The organism is Magnetospirillum aberrantis SpK (assembly GCF_011022235.1).
Classification (GTDB): Bacteria; Pseudomonadota; Alphaproteobacteria; order Rhodospirillales; family Magnetospirillaceae; genus Magnetospirillum; species Magnetospirillum aberrantis.
In genome coordinates this window covers 1-20,160 of sequence record NZ_JAAIYP010000030.1, presented here as the reverse complement: position 1 = coordinate 20,160, position 20,160 = coordinate 1, and the positions used below count along the sequence as shown (strand labels likewise).

General features: G+C 62.8%; 17 protein-coding genes. 10 read left to right on the top strand and 7 right to left on the bottom strand.

The window, feature by feature from the left end; translation table 11 throughout:
• The first annotated feature begins 62 nt into the window (after positions 1-62).
• Entirely contained in the window at positions 63-548 is a 486-nt protein-coding gene (locus tag G4223_RS05095; RefSeq protein ID WP_163675948.1) for a helix-turn-helix domain-containing protein, read from the top strand.
• Positions 549-581: 33 nt separating this feature from the next.
• Here G4223_RS05095 and G4223_RS05090 read toward each other — a convergent pair whose 3' ends face one another.
• Both G4223_RS05090 and pdxH read right to left on the bottom strand, forming a co-directional pair.
• The gene (locus G4223_RS05090) at positions 582-1,490 is read right to left on the bottom strand and encodes a cation diffusion facilitator family transporter (protein WP_163675945.1); all 909 of its coding nucleotides are present in this window, start codon (positions 1,488-1,490) and stop codon (positions 582-584) included.
• 14 nt (positions 1,491-1,504) lie between these two features.
• A complete protein-coding gene (pdxH, locus tag G4223_RS05085; protein ID WP_163675943.1) occupies positions 1,505-2,092 on the bottom strand; it encodes a pyridoxamine 5'-phosphate oxidase in 588 nt (195 codons plus the stop codon).
• Between the two features lie 164 nt (positions 2,093-2,256).
• Between pdxH and G4223_RS05080 the strand changes: the two genes are divergently transcribed.
• Entirely contained in the window at positions 2,257-2,739 is a 483-nt protein-coding gene (locus G4223_RS05080; RefSeq protein ID WP_163675940.1) for an RT0821/Lpp0805 family surface protein, read from the top strand.
• Positions 2,740-2,825: 86 nt separating this feature from the next.
• On the top strand, positions 2,826-3,722 hold the full coding sequence (locus G4223_RS05075) for a DnaJ C-terminal domain-containing protein (protein WP_338086814.1): 897 nt from the start codon (positions 2,826-2,828) through the stop codon (positions 3,720-3,722).
• Between the two features lie 826 nt (positions 3,723-4,548).
• Here the strand turns inward: G4223_RS05075 and G4223_RS05070 are convergent.
• Genes G4223_RS05070 through G4223_RS05055 form a run of 4 tightly spaced genes read right to left on the bottom strand, consistent with a single transcriptional unit; the run spans position 4,549 to position 6,996 of the window.
• Positions 4,549-5,217, bottom strand: a complete 669-nt coding sequence (locus tag G4223_RS05070; RefSeq protein WP_163675935.1) for a hypothetical protein — start codon at positions 5,215-5,217, stop codon at positions 4,549-4,551.
• The gene (locus tag G4223_RS05065) at positions 5,214-5,669 is read right to left on the bottom strand and encodes an alpha/beta hydrolase family protein (protein WP_163675933.1); all 456 of its coding nucleotides are present in this window, start codon (positions 5,667-5,669) and stop codon (positions 5,214-5,216) included. Before G4223_RS05065 ends, G4223_RS05070 begins: the two co-directional genes overlap by 4 nt.
• A 3-nt stretch (positions 5,670-5,672) precedes the next feature.
• The gene (locus G4223_RS05060) at positions 5,673-6,344 is read right to left on the bottom strand and encodes a hypothetical protein (protein WP_163675930.1); all 672 of its coding nucleotides are present in this window, start codon (positions 6,342-6,344) and stop codon (positions 5,673-5,675) included.
• A 34-nt stretch (positions 6,345-6,378) separates the two neighbouring features.
• Positions 6,379-6,996, bottom strand: a complete 618-nt coding sequence (locus G4223_RS05055) for a toxin-activating lysine-acyltransferase (protein ID WP_205762395.1) — start codon at positions 6,994-6,996, stop codon at positions 6,379-6,381.
• Positions 6,997-7,233: 237 nt separating this feature from the next.
• Here G4223_RS05055 and G4223_RS05050 point away from each other — a divergent pair, with 237 nt between their 5' ends.
• The 4 genes from G4223_RS05050 to G4223_RS05035 all read left to right on the top strand — a co-directional run bounded on the left by G4223_RS05050 (position 7,234) and on the right by G4223_RS05035 (position 11,273).
• Positions 7,234-7,785: a site-specific integrase gene (locus G4223_RS05050; RefSeq protein ID WP_338086816.1), complete on the top strand. Its 552-nt coding sequence runs from the start codon at positions 7,234-7,236 to the stop codon at positions 7,783-7,785.
• 158 nt (positions 7,786-7,943) lie between these two features.
• Entirely contained in the window at positions 7,944-9,371 is a 1,428-nt protein-coding gene (locus tag G4223_RS05045; protein WP_163675928.1) for an alginate export family protein, read from the top strand.
• 205 nt (positions 9,372-9,576) lie between these two features.
• Positions 9,577-10,887: an NAD(P)/FAD-dependent oxidoreductase gene (locus tag G4223_RS05040; RefSeq protein ID WP_205762394.1), complete on the top strand. Its 1,311-nt coding sequence runs from the start codon at positions 9,577-9,579 to the stop codon at positions 10,885-10,887.
• Positions 10,888-10,913: 26 nt separating this feature from the next.
• Positions 10,914-11,273: a cupin domain-containing protein gene (locus tag G4223_RS05035; RefSeq protein WP_163675925.1), complete on the top strand. Its 360-nt coding sequence runs from the start codon at positions 10,914-10,916 to the stop codon at positions 11,271-11,273.
• Positions 11,274-11,446: 173 nt separating this feature from the next.
• On the opposite strand, the gene G4223_RS05030 is transcribed toward G4223_RS05035, so the two are convergent.
• Positions 11,447-12,472 (bottom strand): AraC family transcriptional regulator, encoded by a 1,026-nt coding sequence (locus tag G4223_RS05030; protein WP_163675922.1) that lies wholly within the window; start codon positions 12,470-12,472, stop codon positions 11,447-11,449.
• 267 nt (positions 12,473-12,739) lie between these two features.
• Here G4223_RS05030 and G4223_RS05025 point away from each other — a divergent pair, with 267 nt between their 5' ends.
• The 3 genes from G4223_RS05025 to G4223_RS05015 all read left to right on the top strand — a co-directional run.
• Positions 12,740-14,209, top strand: coding sequence for an APC family permease (locus G4223_RS05025; protein ID WP_205762393.1), 1,470 nt, complete (start codon positions 12,740-12,742; stop codon positions 14,207-14,209).
• Positions 14,210-14,692: 483 nt separating this feature from the next.
• The gene (locus G4223_RS05020; RefSeq protein WP_163675920.1) at positions 14,693-16,417 is read left to right on the top strand and encodes a ShlB/FhaC/HecB family hemolysin secretion/activation protein; all 1,725 of its coding nucleotides are present in this window, start codon (positions 14,693-14,695) and stop codon (positions 16,415-16,417) included.
• Positions 16,418-16,425: 8 nt separating this feature from the next.
• The coding region (locus G4223_RS05015; protein WP_163675917.1) for a two-partner secretion domain-containing protein at positions 16,426-20,160 on the top strand (3,735 nt) is incomplete at its 3' end.

Sequence of the window (20,160 nt, the reverse complement as noted above, 5' to 3'; positions counted from 1 at the left end):
TTCCATTCGGCGTTGGCGCCCGTTGCCCCCATCGGTGCGCCGCCACATAGAGGTGATATCGTATGTCACAGGCCATCCGCAAGAGCACCGCAGGTGTCTCGCGTCGCGCCAGCCGCGGCCGTACGCCTTCGGGCAAACCCAATCCCATCGACGTGCATGTGGGCGCCCGCGTCCGCTTGCGCCGCACGTTGCTGGGCATGAGTCAGGAAAAGTTGGGCGAGGCCCTGGGCCTTACCTTCCAGCAGGTGCAGAAGTACGAACGCGGCGCCAACCGTATCGGCGCTTCGCGGCTTTACGACATGTCCCGCGTGCTCGACGTTCCGGTCAGCTATTTCTACGAGGACATGGACGAAGACACCATCGCCGCCAGCCCCCGTTACATGGTCCGCGCCACCGAAGATCCGCCGCAGGCCAACGAGGGCATGATGGTCCAGCGCGAGACCTTGGAACTGGTGCGGGCCTATTACCGCATCCGCGACCCCGAGGTTCGCCGGCGCGTCCAGGAGTTGGCCAACGTCCTGGGCCCCATCGGCAAGGACGAAGAGTAACCCGGAAAGCCCTCGCCTTTGGCGGGGGCTTTTTTACGTCCGGCTGAAGGGCGGTTCGTCTTCGTGCAGGCTGACCGGGTCCTGGTGGATCAGCACGTCGCAATGGGGAAACGCCTCGACGATGGCTTTTTCGACTTGGTCGGCGATGGCATGGGCGCGGGCCAGGGTCAGATGGTCATCCAGCGCCAGATGCAACTGGACGAAACCCTGTTGCCCCGACAGACGGGTGCGCAGGTCATGCATGCCGCGTACGTCGGGGACGCCCAAGGTGATGTCGCGGATACGTGCGCGATCCTCTTCGGGCAGTTCGCGATCCATCAGCATGTCCATGGAATTGCGCACGATCGCCCAGGCGTTCCATAGCAGATAAGCGCCGATGCCGATGGCGAACAGCGGGTCGGCGAAAGTCCAGCCCAGGAAACGTCCCAACAGCAACGACACGATGACCGCGCCATTCATCAGCACATCGCCGGTGTAATGCAGGGAATCGGCCGAGATGGCGACCGAGCTTGTCCTTTCCAGTACATATTTCTGAAAGCGAACCAGGACGACGGTCAGCACGATGGAAAACACCATCACCGCCGTACCGATATCGGCGTTGGTCACCGCGACCGGATGTTGCAGACGGTTGACCGCCTGGGCCAGCAACAATCCGCCCGATCCCAGGATGAACGCCGCCTGCCCCAGACCGGCCAGCGGCTCGGCCTTGCCGTGACCGAAGCGATGTTCGTGGTCGGCCGGCGTCAGGGCATGACGCACCGCCCACAGGTTGATCAGAGACGCGGCGGCATCCAGCGTGGAATCGATCAGCGTGGACAGCAAGGCCACCGACCCGGTCATTCCCCAGGCCGCCAGCTTGACCACGATCAGCGTACAGGCGGTGGCGACCGAGGCGTAGGTGGCCAGCGTCATCAGGCGGGCACCGTCGTTGGTGGCGGTCATGGCCGTTCCTTTCGTCACGGAAACAAGGAAGTGACCGACCAGCCATCGGCCTCGCGGTGGTAGACCGCACGGTCATGCAGCCGGAAGGGTTTGTCCTGCCAGAACTCGATGCGCTCCGGCACCAGCCGGAAGCCGGACCAATGCGGCGGCCGCGGCACCGCCCCGAATCCGAATTTCGCGGTATATTCCGCCACCCGCTTTTCCAGCTCGAAGCGCCCTTGCAACGGCCGCGATTGTTTCGAGGCCCAAGCGCCAAGCTGGCTGGTCCGGGCCCGGCTGGCGAAATAGGCGTCCGCCTCTTCGTTGCTCACCGGGACCACCGGCCCTTCGACCCGGATCTGACGCCGCAGGCTTTTCCAATGGAACAACAGCGCCGCGTGGGGATTGGCCGCCAGTTCGCCGCCCTTGCGGCTTTCCAGGTTGGTGTAGAAGACGAAGCCCTCGGGGCCGGCGTCCTTCAGCAGCACCATGCGCACGCTGGGCCGTCCGTCGGCATCGGCGGTGGCCAGCGCCATGGCGTTGGGGTCGTTTGGCTCGGCGGCTTCCGCTTCCGCCATCCATTTGGCGAACAACGAGAACGGATCGGCGGAGGAGTTGGACATCGGTTCGGACCAGTAGCGATTTGCAAGGCGGGGGTTTATGATCGGCACCAAGACGCGCCCCGTCCGTTCTAGCCCGGTCGGGACGTCATAAAAAGCCCCAAATCCATGACGGTATCGCACGACCTCCCCGTATAATCAGGGAACCTTGCCAAAACGAGAGCCCCATGACCAAGACCTTCAAGCGTTTCATCCCTGTCGTCATCGCCGCTTCGTTGCTGACGGCGTGCGCCAACAGCGAATACGGCACCAAGCAGACCGGCGGCGCCGTCCTGGGCGGCATTGGCGGCGCGGTGGCCGGCGCCCAGTTCGGCAAGGGCAAGGGCCAGTTGGCGGCGACCGCATTGGGCGCCGTGCTGGGGGCCTTCGTCGGTTCCGAGGTGGGCAAATCCCTGGATCGCGCGGACCAGCAATACGCCCACCAGGCCAGCCAGCGCGCCTTCGAAAGCGCGCCCAGCGGTCAGGCGGTGGCGTGGAACAACCCCGACAGCGGCCACGGCGGCACCATCACCCCGACCCGCACCTACGAGGAATCGCCCGGCCAGTATTGCCGCGAGTACCAGACCACGGTCACCATCGACGGCCAGACCGAACAGGCCTATGGTACCGCCTGCCGTCAAGGCGACGGAAGTTGGAAAGTGGTGAAGTAGCGCGCCGCGCGGAAATCTGTCACAAAAGGGGCGGCGGCACTTGTGCCGCCCCCCTTTTTTACGCCTGTCGGCAATGATCGAGGCCTGTGGTGCGGGACCCTTATGAAGTATTGGGAGTGGCCAAGACCGCTTCCGACGACGAATTAAAGAAAGCCTATCGCGCCTTGGCGCGCACCCTGCACCCCGACCTCAACCCCGGCGACAAACGGGCAGAGGAACGCTTCAAGGAGGTCAGCGCCGCCTACGACTTCCTGTCGGACACCGAAAAGCGTCGCCAATACGACGCCGGCGAGATCGACGCCACCGGCGCCCAACGCCGCCGGTCGTGGCGGGCCCATGGCGGCGGCACGCGATCGAACCGTTCAGGGTTCAATTTCGGCGACAATGTCGACGACATCCTGTCGGAAATGATGCGGCGCAAGACACGCGGCCGCCAGGGCGGCGAGAACCTGAACCGCGGCACGGATGTCCGTCACACCCTGACCATCAGCCAGACCGAGGCCGCCACGGGCACCACCAAGCGCATCACGCTGTTGTCGGGAAAGTCCCTGGACATCCGCATCCCGCCGGGAACGCTGGACGGCCAGACCCTGCGCCTCAAAGGCCAGGGCAACCCCGGCATCGGCGGCGACGGCGACGCGCTGATCGACATCAAGGTCGATCTGCCCGCCTATTTCAGCAAGCGCGACCAGGACATCTTGCTGGATCTGCCGATCAGCGTCCAAGAGGCGGTGATGGGGGCAAAGGTGACGGTCCCAACCATCGACGGCAAGGTCGTGGTGACCATCCCGCCCGGCAGCAACACCGGCGCCGTCCTGCGCCTCAAGGCCAAGGGCCTGCCCGGCTCCGGCGGCACCCGCGGCGACCAGTTGGTGACGCTGAAGGTGGTGTTGCCCGAACACGATGGCGAATTTCGCAAGCTGGTGGAGAAATGGGGCCCCCGCCACGGCTACGACCCCCGCGCCAAAGTCGGCCTGGGATAATTTGTCATTGTCGGACCGCAGGGTAAGTGAGCAATCCGAAGGCTAAGTGAGCAATTCCGAACGTGAATTGAGCACGGGGCGGGAGTAAGTCGTTGATTCGGACGATTTTTGATCGCGGCCAAATTCGGAGCGCGCGTTAGCGCCGATATTGAGTTCTTGGCGGGTGTGCTCACGAACGATGCGGCTTATGCGGATGCGAATCCGAGAGGCCTGGCAGGCAATTTTTAGTTGATTGACTTTGTGTGCTGGCTATCGTGTATTGCGCCCAGGCGCCAGATGGTTCCGGTGTGAATTTCGCCAGGAGGCACCGTGGCCAACCCAACCCAAGCGACAATCAAGCGCCTGTTCAACCAATCAGGCGAATTTTGTACTTACCCAAAGTGCGATCGGCCCGTGGTAGATCGCAGCACAGGGACGATCATGGCTGAGATGTGTCACATCAACGCGCGAAGCCCCGGCGGGCCGAGATACGATCCCAGCCAAACCGACAAAGAGCGGAATGCTTATGACAACCTCATCCTCCTAAGAGTCCGTCCGCAAAGTTCCCTATGATTTTCTGGACCTTGCGATTCTGCGCAGCATGAGGCGGATCATAGCAAGTCGTAGGAAGGCCAGTGCCGTCCGCGGGTCACGTCCCATCGAGTGGTGTAGCAGCATCATCCCCAGGCTTGCCCGCGCGTGTCGCGGGTGGTCATCGTCGATCTTCGGTAGGGTTTGGTTGCGACCTTCAACCGAACCAAGGATCAAAACGATGACCAATGAGATGATGAGCCTTCGCGGGCTGCTGGAAAAGAGCGCAGACGCCGATCCTTGGAGGTTGCCGTTGTCATTGCTTAACCTCAGTGGAAAAGTTGCCGGTCGAAAGGGAGTTCGCAAAACGATTTTCAGCCTTGATCGTCTCGTATTTCTGTCCATCAAGTTGATTGGGCCAAACGTCATCCAACCACCCCAACACCTTCTCCACCCTTCCTTCCGTCACCGGTTCGTCGGTGATTTCCAAGGTGATGGATTTGAGCCTGACACCAGGGCCGAAGGTGGCGGCGAGGTCGGCGGGATCGACCCGCTGCACGCTTGTCGGGTCGGCCAAGTCGCCGAAGGTCACCAGCAGGGGATACAGCTTGGGCGGCACCGTCCGCGCCGCGCGCAGGGTCGCGAACCGGTCGGCGATCTTCACCGGCGCCTCGCCGGGAAAGAAGATCGGGAAGACATCGGGCGTGCCGTTCAGCAACGCGAACAGATAGCGGCCAGGAGACACCTCCAGCACCACCGCCTCGCCCGTGTAATGGCTCGATGCCCTCCGCGCCTCCGGGAAAACCCACCAGCCATCGTAATGGTCCAGGCGATGATGGATCACGCTCGACGCGCGTTTCACGCCCTCGGGCGTCTCCACCTCGACGGTGATCTTCTGCTTCCACGACCAGCTTTCCCCGCAGCCGGAAAGGCCGACGGCCAGCACCAGCAGGGACAGGACGCGAAGGATCGGGAACAGCTTCATGCCGCCAGCCTCGCCAGCCCACCGCCCATGGAATGACCGGTAAGGATTGCCGCCCCGGCCTTCGGATCAGTCTCGGATGTGCCGGTCACCGCCTGATAGAAATCGGCAGCCAGATGAGCAGCGTTCGTCAGCGAGTTGCCCACCCCCTGTCCATAGGAGTTCCAGACATCGCCGCCGGGTTTATCGCTCCATGGGATCAGGTCAAAAAGGCGGTCGGTGCCGCGATAGGAAATGACCATCCCATACGCGGTGTCATAGGCGATGGCGTAGAAACCGGAGGATTTATCCCGCCGTATGCCGTTCTCATCAACGAGAATACCTGAGTCTTTTAGGAGTGTCGCCGTCCCGATTTGGGCGCCTTCCCCTCCCAAGCCATCAATGCCTGCCCCGTAATCCCGATTATAAGCATCCATCGAAAGGATGGATAAAAAAAGGTCTTTGCTTACAGGCATGGCTCACCTATTCACAAATTGATCTCTGGAAACATTTGAAGCGAATGTTCTAAAATAGGGATCTTTTATCCCATTACGTTCCAACGCTTGGCGATTGATTGAGGCCCAGCGCTGGAATAAACTACGGCTCAGCACGCTCTCCACCTTCCCCTCGGTCACCGGTTCGTCGGTGATTTCCAGGGTGATGGCTTTAAGCCTGACACCAGGGCCGAAGGTGGCGGCGAGGTCGGCGGGATCGACCCGCTGCACGCTTGTCGGGTCGGTCACGTCGCCGAAGGTCACCAGCAGGGGATAGAGCTTCGGCGGCACCGTCCGCGCCGCGCGCAGACTCTCGAACCGGCTGGCGATCTTCACCGGCGCTTCGCCGGGAAAGAAGATCGGGAAGGGACTGGGCGTGCCTTTCAACAGGGCGAACAGATAGCGGCCGGGAGACACCTCCAGCACCACCGCCTCGCCCGAGTAGTAATGTGCTGCCCCCCGCGCCTCCGGCGGAACGTACCAGCCCTCGGTATGCTCCAGGCCATAGCGGATCACGCTCGACGCGCGTTTCACGCCCTCGGGCGTCTCCACCTCGACGGTGATCTTCTGCTTCCACGACCAGCTTTCCCCGCAGCCGGAAAGGCCGACGGCCAACACCAGCAGACCGAAAAGAGCGAGCGCCCTGTGCCAGTTCATGGGACCAACCTTTCCGCCGACGCGAAGGACCGTCCTACATATTCCCGGAATTCTCGGACGAAGAGTGCGCTGCTTCCTTCTCCGCCGTCCCCATCCTCTCCGCCCCCATCTTCTTCAGCGTTTCCTCGTCCAACAGCTTGGTGATGAGGGGATGCAGGCGCAGGCTGCCATCCTTGACCACCTGCTTGAAATTCGCCAATACCGAGGTGGTGGTCTTGGCGTCGGGGGCGATGACGTCCAGCAGCCAGTTGATGTTCCCCGAATTCCAGTCCTCGGGCTTCAGCCGCAGCGGGAAGGTGCCGGCGCGGATCTGTTCGCGGATCTTGGAATCCACTTCCTCGGACACGCTGGCCCACAGGGCCAGGCCGGCCATGTCGGCCAGTTCCGGGCTGTCGGGCGTGCCGGCATAGGCCATGGCGACGCGGTCGCGGATCAGCGGCTCCAGCACCAGATGTTGCAGGTCGGCCAGGGTCTGGTTGCGATAGCGCGGCAACATCATCATCGCCATCACCACCTTGGCGAAGCTTTCGCGCACCTGAGACCGCACCTTGGCGATCCGCGGCGCCAGCGTCTTCAACGTCTCCGCATCCGGCATTTGCCCCTTGCCGGCACCATTCTTCGCCGTCTTGCGGCCATTGTTCACTCCGCCCATAACGCATATCTCCCCAAAAGCATGCGCTAAAAAATGATGTGCCGCGAAAAATAGCAACCGATAATTGCGAAGTTTGTGAGCATTATTGGTTGTGCGATTTCACGCCAGAACATCCAAAGCCTTTAGAGCGTCGCGCCTTTAATCTGAAACATATCCGGCGTGCCTGAGATAGTTCTGGCATTCCTCGGGTGTGTAGAGATCGCAGATGCTGCCGACGGCGTCCCATAGAGCGCTGAACTGGGCAAGGCCCTGCGCGCCGTCGAGCAGGACGGCTCGGAAACCGAATCGGCCGTCGCCGCCATCCGCCTGCTGATGCTCACCGGCTGCCGGTTGAGCGAGATCATGACGCTGAAATGGGAGCATGTGGATTTGGCCCGACATAAACTGCGCCTGCCCGATTCCAAAACCGGTGCCAAGGTCGTGCATTTCGGCAAGACCGCCGCCGATGTCCTCAAGGGCATCGCCAGGCTCGACGACAACCCCCATGTCATCACTGGCCGCAAGCCCGGCAGCCGCCTCACCGACCTACAGCATCCCTGGCGGCACATCCGCAACAAGGCCAATTTGCCCGATGTGCGCATCCACGATCTGCGCCATTCCTATGCCAGCGGCGCCCTCGCCCTCGGCGAGGGACTGCCGATGATCGGCAAGCTGCTCGGCCACACCCAGGTGCAGACCACCGCCCGCTATGCCCACCTCGCCAACGACCCGGTCAAGCTGGCCGCCGGGCGGGTGTCCGATACCATCGGGGCGGCGATCATGGGCAAGGCGACGAAGCCCAATTTATAGGCATGCGGCAATTGTGTCTCAAAAATGCGCCACGCGATGGAAAAAGCCAATTTCATGGCATGAAATATCAAGTTTGACGGTGGAGGATTTCGCAGGGTTACGCATGACAGACCTATTTTCAAAACAGGCTGTCGCGTATCTCACCTCGGAGCTCCGCCATGCCTTTTAAAACAGCTACAGTGAACCGCTTAATTTTTTCGATGTTTGTTTTCACGGCTTCTTGCGGCACCAGCGCTGCATGGGCTGAGGATGCCCCGGATACCGGTGCGGCACCTCAATCAGGAATCCCGCTTTACGACAAGGATGGGGTCAGACTGCAATTTGATTTCACTGGCGGCGCAGGCGTCTTTGCGGTGAACAATGCCCGGCTTGGTGCTGGCGTCACGTCGCTCAAGGACGGCAGCAGAGAAGGGAATCCCCGCTGGTTCGAAGCCTATATCAAGCCAGGCTTATCGGGCGACGTGAACACGACATCCATGGGCACCTTCTACGGCAATGTCGCGGTGGTCGGCACCACCACTCAAGGCGAAGGTGACGCGGTGTCGGCAACCGGGACGCAACTCACCCATGGGGGGACATCCCATGGTGATCTGGAACGGTTGGCCTTGGGGTGGAAAACGGGTGACCTGCTGCCGCAGAAGGACGCCGTCGATCTTTCGGCCGGCCGCCAGGATTTCGTGTTGGGTGATGGCTTCCTGTTGGCTGACGGCAATGCGGATGTCGGTAAAGAGGGAACATATTGGTTCGGTGCCCGCAGTGCATGGGCGAACTCCGCCATCGCCCGTTTCCAGTGGGACGTCGTGCATGCCGATGCGTTCTGGCTCAAGAGCGACCGGAACACCGGAAACATGTCCATCCAAGGCGTCAATCTGGAAGCCAGAAAGAACGGCATAGGGACCATCGGCGCGGCGTTCCTGCGCGTCGCCGACGATGATGTCAGCTATTCCGGCCTAGTCGGCAGCGACGGCGTCTCCAGCTTGCGGAAAGGCATGAAGGTCTACGACTTCCGCGCCCAGGGCACGCCAGTACCCCAGGCACCCGACCTTTTCCTGTCGGGCGAATACGTGCTGCAAAAGAACAACGCCGCTGGGCGGAAATTGGACACCGACGCCTGGTACGGCGAGGTCGGGTACACCTTCTCGGTTTTACCGTGGAAACCAACCCTGTCTTATCGCTATGCCCATTTCAGCGGCGACGACAGCGGCACCGCCGACCGATCCGAGGCATTCGATCCCTTGCGTTACGGCATGTTGCGCGGTTGGGGATCGTATTTCCATGGCGAGGTGGCGGGCCAGTACCTGCTGTTCAACAGCAATGAAAACCTGCACATGGTCCATGCGACGGTGAATCCGGCAGATACCGTACAACTGGGCGCTATCTATTACGACTTCAGCCTGGACCAGAGCAGCAACGGCGCTTCCAAGGATTTCGGTCAGGAAATCGATTTACACGCGGATTGGGCCGCAACCCCATGGCTGACCGTGTCGGGTGTTTATGGGCGATTGATGCCGGGAACCAGCGCCAAAACCACCTATGGCAACGATGCCATGGAGGTGTTCGAGTTGGTCACCATGGTCAAATTCTGACCATCCCTGCCATTACCTCCTACCAGGGCGCCGAGAGGCGCCCATTTTTTTTGCGCATTAGGGATATGCCTATGCACGCATCAATTCGGCGCAAAGTATCAAGTTTTTGGCGTGAAATATCCCGCAGACACCTCACGGAAACGCCAGGATGCAGCAACGACGCCCGCTTTGGCCGGGCTGATTTTTCAAGGCGTGAGGTGCCGCGATGAACATGATCATGAACAAGCTGGACGCCAAGAACTACTACACGGCGACCCGCAAGTACGACCTGAGCTACCCGCGCCTGGAAGCCGACCTGGACGCCGATGTGGTGGTGATCGGCGGCGGGTTCTCGGGCATCAACACGGCCCTGGAACTGGCCGAGAGAGGCATCACCAACATCGTGGTGCTGGAAGGTCGCTATCTGGGCTATGGCGGCACCGGCCGCAATGGCGGCCAGGTCATGGCAGGCATCGGTCACGACATCGAACTTGTCCGCAAGCATGTGGGTCCCAAAGGGCTCGAGACCATCTTCGAAATCGCCAATCTGGGCGCGGGCATCATCAAGGGGCGCGTCGAGAAATACGGCATCAACGCCGACTTCCGCCACGGCTACGGCTACATGGGTTTCAACCGCCGCCAGGAAAAGACCCTGCGCGAATGGGAAAAGGAATTCCGGGCGATTTCGCCCAATGATGACATCCGCATGGTCACCGGGGCGGAAACCCACTCCATCATCGGCTCCGACGCCTACAGTTGCGGATTGCTGCACATGGGCGGCGGCCACGTTCATTCCCTGAACCTGCTGTTGGGCGAGGCCAAGGCTCTGTCGGACCATGGCGCCAGGATCTTCGAGAACAGCCCGGTCATCGATGTTCAGTATGGCGACCGCGTCACCGTGCGCACGGCGCGCGGCAGCGTGCGCGCCTCCAAGCTGCTGTGGGCCTGCAACGGCTTCCTGAACGGACTCGAGCCATCGCTTTACCGTCATACCATCAATACCTACGCGTTCCAGATCGCCACCGAGCCGCTGTCGGACGAAATGATCGCACGCATCAGTCCGATCCGCGGCGCCTACAGCGACATCCGCCCGGTGATCGACTATTTCCGCGTCACCAATGAAAACCGTCTGCTGTTCGGCACCGCCACCCGTGTTCTGGAATACGTTCCCGATGATCTGGCGGCATGGAACCGCGCCTACATGCTGAAGATATTTCCCTATCTCAAGGACGTGAAGATCGAACTGGCCTGGGGCGGTCCGCTTTGCTGTGGCGCCAACCTTTTTCCGCAAATCGGCTCGCTGCCGGGGCGGGACAACGTGTTCTACGTTCAGGGATACGCGGGTTTCGGCGTCACCCCCAGCCATATCGTCTGCAAGGTGCTGGCCGAGGGCATGGCCGAAGGGTCCGGCCGCTTCGACTTGCTCAAGTCCATTCCGCACGCCCGCATCCTGGGCAAGGAACGCCTGCGGGCGCCGCTGATGTCGGCGGGAAAGTTCTGGCACCAGTTCTCGGGCTATTTCACCGGCCGTCGCTGATTTCATCACCACAGGAGAAAAACGTCATGTTCCCCATCAAGCAAGGCAATTGCCCGGCGGCCCTCGACCCCTGGGGCACCGTCGCCAATCTGGGTTCGGAAATCCTGGAGGGCGAATGCAATGCCTCGGGCGCCATGGTCCATGGCGCGCCGGATTCGCCCATAAGTTGCGGCTATTTCGCCTGCACCAAGGGCAAGTTCCGCATGGTCTATCCGTTCAACGAGCACGCCACCGTGGTGGCGGGCAAGGTGACCCTGACCAACGAAACGACCGGTGAAAGCCAGACCTACTGCGTTGGCGACAGCTGGTTCATCGTCAAGGGCACGCCCATTCTGTGGCATGTGGAAACGGACAGCTTCGCCAAGAACTACATGGCGGCGGTCTGACCCCTCCCCCTCGACGTCTCATGCCGCCCGACGAATGAAGTGATTCGTTGGATCACTTCACGCCAAGACGGTGACCCTCAACGCCGCCCGGGTTTTCCGGCTGCCCGAACGGATCATTTCAAAGGGCAGCCGACATCACGCGGCCTGGAGCGATCCGGGCCGCGTTTTCGCGTTCAGCCCCCCATTGCGCCCTGGCGCACCCTGCGCGGCGAGGCACCGAACCAGCGGCGGCAGGCGCGGGTGAAACAGGCGGGATCGGCATAGCCCAGCATCAGCGCCACCTCGGTAATCGGTGTGCCGGTCTGGGACAGATATTGCTGGGCCAGGGATTTGCGCTCGGCATCCTTGATGGCGCGAAAGCCGGTGCTTTCCTTTTGCAACGCCCGCTGCATGGAGCGGGCCGACAGGCCAGTGGCCTTGGCCGCCTGCTCGGCGTTGACCACTCCATCGGTACTGGGCAGGTGATTGCGCACGATGCTGCGGACCTGATCGGTCAGCAATTGGCGGTCGCCGCGATGACGCCGCATCATGGCGACGTGATGCAGGAAGAACGACGCCATGCGTTCGTCCGTCTGCGGGTTGCGGATTTCCAGATCACGGCAGCGCATGATGATGGCGTTGATGGGCTGGTCGAAATAGACCGGCGCCCGGAACAGCGCCGCGTGAGCGTGGGTGGCCGCGGGGGCGGGGTGTTCGAAATGCACTTCTTCTGGGTCCCAGCGGTTGCCGGCGATGGAGCGGATCAGTTGGCAAGTGACGCCTAGGGTGTATTCCGCCTCGTGCCGCTTTCCCCGGATGCGCTCATCCTCAATACGATAGCGAAAGATGGCGGTTTCCTCACCCGGCGTCAGATCGCAGGTCGTACGCTCCTGCACCACCCCCACATGAGCGGCCAGACCGTACAGGGAGCGGCCCAGATCGGCCGAGCTGGCGAACAACAGTCCCACCGGCCCAAGATTGAACGGCGTGACACCACGCGCCAATTGCAGGCCGAAATCGGGACTGGATGCCAGTTGGGCGGCCTCCTCCATAATTTCCACGTATTTGCGCAACGGCACCTCGCCATAGGGATCGAGCAGCCAGGATTGGGGAATATGATGGCGGCGCAACAGCGGTGCGGGGTCCAATCGGCGCTCCCGGACCCCATCGACAACATGCTGCAACAGCGACGAGATCACCATGGGCTCGGCGGTCGCCATCCCGTTTCTCCTGGCCTGCGCGCCCGGCGGATCTTGCCAAATCCGTGGCGCGAGATGTCAAGTTTGCAGAACCACCCTTCCATACCTTCGGCCTCATGTGAAGGAAAAATAGGCATTCTTGGAAATGCGCGTTTTTTAGTCACTCTTGCGCAATCAGGAGGTCTCACCCTCTGCCCCGCCGCATTCAAGCCATTGATGCGACAGGGATAAGCGCAAGTTCCATTCCGGCCGCCGAGCCGGTACGACGTTTGCGAGGGTGGTGTGACCATGAACCATATGAGCAATTCCATGGTGGTGGAGGCTCCGCTTCCCAAGGTTCACGAATTGCGGCGCGGCGCCTTGGGCGTCGGCGCCATTACGTTCTTCGTCGTCTCCGCCGCCGCACCGTTGACGGCGGTCGCCGGCGGTGCGCCAATCGCCATGCTATTGGGCAACGGTGCCGGCCTAGCAGGAGCCTATGCCCTGGTGACGCTGGCGGTATTGCTGTTCAGCGTCGGCTATACGGCTATGGCGCGGAACATTTCCAATTCCGGCGCCTTCTATGCTTTCACCGTCCAGGGACTGGGCGGCATCAGCGGCGGCGCGGCGGCGATCCTGGCATTACTGGCCTATAACGCCATGCAGGTGGGCATCTACGGCATGTTCGGCGCGGCGACGTCGGCATGGTTGCAGTCCGATCTGGGCCTGACGGTCCCGTGGTGGATTTGCTCGTTGACGGCCGCTCTTGTCATCAGCGTGCTGGGCTACCGCAATGTGGACCTGTCGGCCAAGGTTCTCGGGCTACTGGTTCTGGGCGAGTTTCTCGTGGTGCTGATTTTGGATGTCGCCATCCTGCGCCAGGGCGGCGATGCGGGCATCAACAGCCTTCCGTTCCAGCCGTCCACCATCGGCAGCGGCAGCCTGTCCATCGCCATGCTGTTCTGCTTCGCCAGCTTCGTCGGCTTCGAAGCCACCAGCATCTACAGCGAGGAAGCTCACGATCCCAAACGCACCATTCCGCGCGCCACCTATCTGTCGGTGGTTCTGATCGGCGTGTTTTACGCCTTCACCACATGGTGCATGGCGCTAGGCGCCGGTATCGACAAATTGTCGGACACACTTCAAGGCTTGCAGGACCCCAGCACATTTCTGTTCCAGTTGTCCGACCAATATGTGGGATCGGCACTGACCACCGCCATGAGCCTGCTATTCGTCACCAGCCTGTTCGCGGCGTTGTTGGCCTTCCACAACGCGGTGGCCCGTTACTTCTTCGCCCTAGGGCGCGAGCGCCTGCTGCCAGGATTCCTGGGCAAGACCCACGACATTCACCAAAGCCCGCATCTTGGATCGGTGCTGCAAAGCCTGCTGGCGCTGTCCATGGTCGCACTCTTCGCCATCGCCGGGCTGGACCCGATCCTGTCCATGTTCTCGTGGTTAACCAATCTTGGCGCCCTGGCGGTCATGGTGTTGATGGCGCTGACATCGTTCTCGGTCGTGCAGTTCTTCCGCCGCCGCCCCCACCTGGAGGGGGGCTCACTGAGGACCGCCCTGATCCCCGCCATCGCCGGGGTCCTGCTGACAGCCATGAGCGGGCTGGCGGTCGTCAATTTCGACGTCCTGACCGGTGCATCATCGACCTTGGCAATCATCCTGCCCGCCATGCTGGCGGTCGCCGCCGTCATCGGGGCAATCATCGCCGCGATTCTCAAGCATAACGCACCCGATTTTTATGCAGACTTGGGGGCGCACAGAGATTAATGCTGACGTCGGGCCAGAACTATTTCTGGAAAAATTAAGTTCTGGCCCGCACACGACATCAAAAAATATTTTGATATCATAGACATTATCGTAAAAATATTCTCCATCGTGCAATTTCACATGATAAATCGCAGACATCTCTCTTGCGCATGACGCAGGGGAGCGTCCCGCAAGGGAACACGAGGGCCGGAAGCGACTCCCCCATACAAGGCCGCGACAGATGTCGCCACGCATCGACACTTCCAGCTTGTCTACACCCAAGCCCTTGATCTCAGCTCTTCCAGACACTTCGCAGCCATGAGGAGGAAGTTGAGGGTGAGCCGCACCGTATCGAAGCCGGTTCTGCAATTTCCCCCTCGGGTAAGTACCCTACCTCCAGCATAGGTAGTCGGGACATATTTAAATCCTGTTGCAAATACATTTATCTTCACGCCCGTAAAAGACGTGGAGAGCAGTGTACATATCCCCCTAAAAATGTTTTTTATGCGTTCATCATGTGCATTGATCGTGTTTTCCGCCTTTGCGCCTCCGGTATACGCCCAGGTTCCGTCTTCCGATCTCAACGCCATCATCCGCCAGCAGGAACAGATTCAGCGTCAGCAGGAGGAGCAGCGGCGCGAGCAGGAGCGCCGTGCCAGGGAAGGCGCCGAGCGGCAGACCACCATTCCTTTCGAGTTGCCGTCCCCTCCCCCGGAAGGAGAACAGGGCGGCTGTGTCGACGTCCTGCACATCGAGGTGGAGGGCACCGTCCATCTGTCCCAGGACGAAGTGGATGAGATCGTCCGTCCCTTCGTGGGGCGGTGCCTGGCCCTCAGCGACCTCAACGACCTGATGCGGGCCATCAGCCAGGCCTACGTGGACAAGGGCTATGTGGCGGCACGACCCTATCTGCCGCAGCAGGACATGCGCGGCGGCACCCTGCGCCTGGTGGTGGTCGAGGGCAAGGTCGAGGACATCCCCCCCGACTCGTCCGAATCCGCCCACTCCCTGGAGATGCTGTTCGCCTTTCCCGGCGTGATTGACCGTCCGCTCAATCTCCGTGACATCGAGCAGGGGCTGGACCAGATCAACCGCCTGCGGTCCAACAACGCCACCATGAGTCTGGAGCCCGGTTCCACCCAGGGCGGCACCCGCGTCGTGGTGAAGAACGAGCCCCGGAAACGCTGGCGACTGTCGGGCGGGATCAACAACAGCGGCCAGGAAAGCACCGGCCGCAATAAATGGCAGGCTACCGGCGAGGTGGACGATCTGCTGGGCGTGAACGACTTCTTGTCGCTGACCACCGACCGCAGCGCCGTCCATGACGGCAACTGGCGCGCCTCGCGTAGCGTCAACGGCTTCTTCTCGGTGCCGTTCGGCTATTGGACGCTGTCGCTGTCGGCCAGCTATTCCGACTATTCCTCGCCGGTCTTCGGTACGGTGCAGACCTATCACAGCACCGGCAACACCAAGACCCGGAAGGTCGAGCTAGAGCGCGTGGTCCAGCGCGACGCCGACAGCAAGACCTCGGTCAAGGGGCTGTTCCGCACCTATACCGCCAACGCCTATTTCAACGACCAGAAGCTCGACACCAGTTCCTACAGCCTGTCCGTCGCCGGTCTCGGTTTCAGTCACAGCCGCCGTCTGCTGGGCGGGCTGCTGTCGTTTGGCGGCACCTGGGAACACGGTCTCGACATGGTTCACGCCAAGGCCGACGAGGCCGGGCTGCCCAAGGATTCTCCCCACGCCCAGTTCGACAAGGCCAGTGCCGACATCTCCTACCTGCGCCCCTTTCAGCTTGGCGGTCTGTCGCTGACCTATACTGGCGCCGTGCACGGGCAGTGGAGCGAAGACACGCTGTACAGCCCCGAGCGCATCTCGCTGGGTGGCCAATATTCGGTGCGTGGCTTCGATGCCGAGTACATCAGCGGCGACACCGGCGCCTATGTCCGCAACGAACTGGCCCTGACCCTGCCGGAAACCGGCGAGGGCTGGATCGACCTCGGCCTGGGGCGCGTTACCCCCTTCGTCGCCCTGGATTACGGCGCCCTGCGCGGAGATCCCAAGGACGATTACGAACGCGGCGCGATGGCCGGCTGGGCCGCCGGCCTGCGCACGTCGGGCGGCATGGTGATGCTGTCCGCCACCTATTCCCAACCGTTGAACGCCCCCGCCTTCATCCGCGAACGCGACCACGAAGCCTACCTGTCGCTGACGGTGGAATACTGAGGACCCGCATGAGCCCGCGCCGATCCCTGCAAAACCTGTTGAGTTCCACCCTCTGCGCCGCGTTGCTGCTACAGCCGATGTTGGCCTATGCGGGAGACGGCATCGTCGCCGATCCGGCGGCACAGCAGCGTCCGGGGGTGGGTCAGGCGACGAACGGCGTGCCGCTGGTCAACATCGTGGCCCCCAACGGCACCGGACTGTCGCACAACAAGTTCAGCGATTACAACGTCGGCGCGGTCGGTGTCGTCCTCAACAATTCCGCTATCGACGGGGTGTCGAAACTGGGCGGCGTGGTGCTGGCCAATCCCAATCTGGTGGGCCACGGCCAAGCCTCGACCATCCTGGCCGAGGTCACCAGCGCCAACCGCTCCCGCCTGGAGGGATTCACCGAAATCTTCGGCGGCAGCGCCGATTTCATCCTGGCCAATCCCAACGGCGTCACCTGCAATGGCTGCGGCTTCATCAACAGCCCGCGCGTGACCCTGACCACCGGAACGCCCCAGATCGACGGGGCGGGTCGACTGGTCTCGCTGATGGTCCGTCAAGGCGACATCAGCGTCGGCGGCGGCGGGCTCAACGCCAACGGCATCGACGTGCTGGACCTGATCAGCCGCTCGGTGGTGCTGGAGGGCGCCGTCAACGCCCACGGGCTGAACGTCGTCGCCGGGCGCAACGATATGGATTACGCCACCCGTGTCACCACCACCCAGGCCGGGGACGAAGCCAACGCACCATCGTTCGCCATCGATTCCTCGGCGCTCGGCGGCATGTATGCCGACCGCATCTCCCTGCTTGCCACCGAACGCGGTGTCGGCGTCAACATGTTGGGCGAAATGGCCGCCAATGCCGGTGAACTGCGCATCACCGCCGACGGCCGCCTGGCCCTGCGCGCCACCGCATCGGCCACCGGGGACATGGCGCTGGCTTCTCAGAGCGGTGGTGTGACCATCGACAAGCAGGTGGCCAGCGGCGGTTCGCTGTCCGTGGCCGCCGCCACCGACGTGACCGCCGCCGGCAACGCCGTGAAGGTGATTGCCGCCGGCAACGTGGACGTCAACGCCGAATCGGCGGACGTTTCCGCCGCCGAGATCAAGGCCGGCGGCGATATGTCGGTGACCACCGCGCACGACCTCAACGCACGGGACGCCACCCTGAGCGCGACTGGCACCGCCACCGTGCGGGGCGCCAATGTGGACCTGACGCGGGCCAAGGTGGCGGCCGACACCGTGACCGTCACGGCTGACGCCACCTTGGCTGCCGACGCCGCCCTGACCGCCACGACTGCTCAGATTAGTGCCGGACGGTCGATCACGCTGTCGGGAAGCTCGCTTTCCGCCGATGGCGCCATCATCGCCGCCGGTCAGGGGGGCGACGAGGGGCAGGCATCGCTGGCCGCCACCGGCGGCGCCAGCATTCACAATGCCACCGTGACGTCCCACGATTCCACACACATTGCCGCCGGTGGTGCGCTCGACGCCACCGGTGGTGCCGTGCAATCGGCCGGTGACGTGACGCTCGGCGGGTCTTCGGTGACCCTGGACGGCGCCAGGGTGGCGGCCGGAATCGCCGACGACGGCAGCGTGTCGCTGGATGGCACCTTGAGCGTCACCACCGCCGGCATCCTCAGCCACGGCGACGACGCCCTGCTGACGGCGGGTAGTGACGTGGTTCTTGATGTCGGCACCCTGGACGGCGGCAGCCAGTCCCAGGGCATCCAGGCCGCCCGTGACGTCCAGGTCACCGCGACCGCCAGTGCCAACACCACCGGCGGCATCCAGGCCGGCCGTGACGTGACGCTGTCGGCAGACACCATGACCGCCAGCGGCGGCGCGGTGACCGCCGGGCGCAACGTGACGGCCTCCGTCGGCAGTCTGGACAATTTCGACACCATCTCGGCCGTCGGCGGCGTCACGCTCACCGCCTCCGCCGTTCTCGGCAACGAGACCGGCGCGGTGATCAGCGCCGGCGGCACCACCCAACTGGATGCCCCCATCCTCGTCAATGCCGGACGCATCAGCGCCCAGGGCGAAGGAAAAATCACCGCCGACATCCTGGCCAATTCCGGTTCCATCAGCGCCCGCGACGACCTCACCCTGTCGGTGACGGCGCAGATGACCAACCAGGGTCTGGCCTTCGCCGGCAAGCAGTTGAAGGTGGTGGCCGCCGGCACGGTGACCAACGACGGCGGCACCCTGATAGGCGCCACCGGCCTGAGCATCGACAATGGCGACACCGGGGCCGCCGGCACCGTCGAGAACGTGTCCGGCACCATCCAGGCCGGCCTGGGCGACGGCACTGCGGCGAACCTGTCCATCAAGGCTGGGCAGATCATCAACCGCAAGAAGGCGTTCGCCGTCACCACCGTCACCGAGGCGGCCCCGCTGGAAAGTTACACAGACCATTCCATCAGCTACGAAATCCAGCAGGTCAGCGTCGATTCCGAGGCCCCGAAGATTCTCGCCGACGGCGCCATCACCCTTGACGGCGATTCCATCGCCAACGATCAGGGATTGATCCACGCTAACGGCGACATGACCCTGCGCGGCGGCTCGCTGACCAATTCGGCGCCGGTGCTGACCACTACCCGGATCGACGACGTCACGCACCACTACGTGCACAAGGTCTGTACCAAGAAGAGAGCTGGCGTCTGCACGCGGCACGAATACCGCGACGAAATCAGCTACAGCCAGGATCGCCAGCTTCAGGCCAACAAGACCGTCAACCTCTACGGCACCATCGAGACGGCCGGACTGCTGACCGCCCAGTTCACCGGCACGGTGGCCAATGTCGGCGTGGTGCAGGGCGTACCGCTCTACGGTCTGGTCGCCGGTTCGCCGGAGGATTCGGTGCGCGGCGTCGCCTTCGACGCGCGCTTCACGCCGGTGGACGGACCGCTGGTGGCCATTCCTCCCGCCGATGCCGCCGGCCTGTACGTCCGCACCAAGGACCCGCTGGCCAACTATCTGGTCGAGACCGACCCGGTTCTCAGCAACCTTGGGGCCTTCTACGGCTCGGATTATTTCCTCCAGCAGGCCGGCATCGACACCAACGACATCGCGCGGCGCCTGGGCGATTCCGCCTACGAGACCAAGCTGGTGCGCGACGCCGTCTTCGCCGAGACGGGCAAGCGCTATCTGTCGCCCGCCATCACCTCGGACGCGGCGCAGATGCAGGCGCTGCTGGACAACGCCGTGGCCGAGCGGACCGCCCTCAACCTCAGCTTCGGGGTCAGTCTGTCGGCGGACCAGATCGCGGCGCTGACCCACGACATCGTGTGGTTCGAGGAAGTGGAGGTGGACGGCCAGACGATGCTGGCCCCGCATCTGTACCTGGCGCGGGTAAGCCGCGACAACATCGCGCCACAAAGCGCCGGCATCATCGCCACCACCGCCGCCATCCAGGCGGCGCAGGTGGTCAATTCCGGGGCGATCTCCACTTCTGGCGCGCTGAAGGTGGCGTCGGCGGGCGACGTGGTCAACCAGGGCGGCGTGCTGGCCGCCGGCACCACGCTGGACGTGACCGCCGCCGACGACGTGCTCAACCTGTCGGGCGGTCTCAAGGGCGACACGGTGACCGTGTCGGCCGGGCGCGACGTGGTGGCCTCGACCGCGGTGACCACGGTCGAGGGCAGCCACGGCAGCGACGGCATCATGCACCAGCAGGCCTCGGTGACGGGGAATTCGGCGGTGTCCATCACCGCCGGGCGCGACGTCGCCACCGCCGGGGCGGCGATCTCCTCGGGC

Bases quoted from the DNA above. Each gene is read 5' to 3' on its own strand.
- G4223_RS05095 (WP_163675948.1), top strand. From the start codon at position 63: ATGTCACAGGCCATCCGCAAGAGCACCGCAGGTGTCTCGCGTCGCGCC.
- G4223_RS05090 (WP_163675945.1), bottom strand. From the start codon at position 1,490: ATGACCGCCACCAACGACGGTGCCCGCCTGATGACGCTGGCCACCTAC.
- pdxH (WP_163675943.1), bottom strand. From the start codon at position 2,092: ATGTCCAACTCCTCCGCCGATCCGTTCTCGTTGTTCGCCAAATGGATG.
- G4223_RS05080 (WP_163675940.1), top strand. From the start codon at position 2,257: ATGACCAAGACCTTCAAGCGTTTCATCCCTGTCGTCATCGCCGCTTCG.
- G4223_RS05070 (WP_163675935.1), bottom strand. From the start codon at position 5,217: ATGAAGCTGTTCCCGATCCTTCGCGTCCTGTCCCTGCTGGTGCTGGCC.
- G4223_RS05065 (WP_163675933.1), bottom strand. From the start codon at position 5,669: ATGCCTGTAAGCAAAGACCTTTTTTTATCCATCCTTTCGATGGATGCT.
- G4223_RS05060 (WP_163675930.1), bottom strand. From the start codon at position 6,344: ATGAACTGGCACAGGGCGCTCGCTCTTTTCGGTCTGCTGGTGTTGGCC.
- G4223_RS05055 (WP_205762395.1), bottom strand. From the start codon at position 6,996: ATGGGCGGAGTGAACAATGGCCGCAAGACGGCGAAGAATGGTGCCGGC.
- G4223_RS05045 (WP_163675928.1), top strand. From the start codon at position 7,944: ATGCCTTTTAAAACAGCTACAGTGAACCGCTTAATTTTTTCGATGTTT.
- G4223_RS05040 (WP_205762394.1), top strand. From the start codon at position 9,577: ATGAACATGATCATGAACAAGCTGGACGCCAAGAACTACTACACGGCG.
- G4223_RS05035 (WP_163675925.1), top strand. From the start codon at position 10,914: ATGTTCCCCATCAAGCAAGGCAATTGCCCGGCGGCCCTCGACCCCTGG.
- G4223_RS05030 (WP_163675922.1), bottom strand. From the start codon at position 12,472: ATGGCGACCGCCGAGCCCATGGTGATCTCGTCGCTGTTGCAGCATGTT.
- G4223_RS05025 (WP_205762393.1), top strand. From the start codon at position 12,740: ATGAACCATATGAGCAATTCCATGGTGGTGGAGGCTCCGCTTCCCAAG.
- G4223_RS05020 (WP_163675920.1), top strand. From the start codon at position 14,693: ATGCGTTCATCATGTGCATTGATCGTGTTTTCCGCCTTTGCGCCTCCG.